Raw genomic sequence first — 1,106 nt, 5'->3', positions numbered from 1 at the left:
TCGGGACAGAAGTAACGGCCCATGGATCCACGTTCACCATCCGTAAGTTCAAGGACGAACCCATCACGCCGACCGACCTCATCGAGTGGCACACCTTCTCGCCTCTCGCCATCTCGTACATCTGGCTTGCCGTGGAGAACGGCAAGTCTTCCATCTTTGCCGGTGGGACCGCATCGGGGAAGACGACGGCATTGAATGCCATCTCGCTCTTCATCCCCCCGATGGCAAAGATCGTCTCTCTCGAGGATACCCGCGAAGTGAAACTGCCGCATCCGAACTGGATCCCGAGCGTGACCAGGGACTCGTTCGACACCGCGGGCAGGGGTGAGATCAACATGTACGAGCTGCTGCGTGCTGCAATGCGACAACGACCCGAGTACATCATCGTGGGTGAGGTCCGTGGCAAGGAGTGCCAGACCCTTTTCCAGGCGATGAGCACGGGCCACGTCACCTATTCGACAACGCACGCGGACTCGGTCGCTTCGGTCGTGCACCGTATCGAGAACCCGCCCATGGACGTGCCGCGGAACATGCTCTCGGCGCTCGACTTCATCTGTATCCAGGTGCAGGCCCGGGTCGGCGGGAAGCGTATCAGGCGCAATAAGCAGATCGTGGAAGTGCTCGATATCGACCCGAGGACCAACGAACTCATCACGAACGAGGTCTTCAAGTGGCGGTCGGCGACAGACGAGCACACCTACTCCGGTAAGTCCTATGTTCTTGAAGAGATCATGGAGTCCAAGGGCTGGAGCGAGAACCGGATGCGCGAGGAACTCAAGCGAAGGCAGGAAGTGCTCGAGTGGATGAGGATCAAAAAGATCCGCCATTACAAGGACGTGGCAAAGATCCTCATCTCGTACCACCGCGATCCTGAAGCCGTTATTGAGAAAGTGAGGAAGGATCTCTATGAATAGTATCGAACGGTTCTGTTTCAACCTCCTTGGCCACCGGATGAAGGGCAAACGCGACGAGTATGCCCAGCTGAGGAACGACATGCTCTCGGCCCGGTTCAAGACTCCCTTTGAGGTCTATCTCTCGACAGCCTTCGTCGTCTCCATTGTTGTCGGGCTCGCCTTTGCCCTCATCCTGGGTGCCCTCTCATGGGT

General features: G+C 57.7%; 1 protein-coding gene and 1 pseudogene. Both read left to right on the top strand.

Annotation, left to right across the window (positions count from 1 at the left end):
- On the top strand, positions 1–914 hold a 914-nt coding region (locus tag CW742_RS14605; RefSeq protein ID WP_292421645.1), incomplete at its 5' end, for a type II/IV secretion system ATPase subunit.
- Positions 907–1,106, top strand: a pseudogene (locus CW742_RS14600) (secretion system protein); the annotation flags it as partial. The gene CW742_RS14605 and the pseudogene CW742_RS14600, both read left to right, overlap by 8 nt.

The organism is Methanoregula sp. (assembly GCF_002835825.1).
Taxonomy (GTDB): domain Archaea; phylum Halobacteriota; class Methanomicrobia; order Methanomicrobiales; family Methanospirillaceae; genus Methanoregula.
Note: the sequence above shows the minus strand (reverse complement) of the source record. Positions and strands in the feature narration are given on the sequence as shown.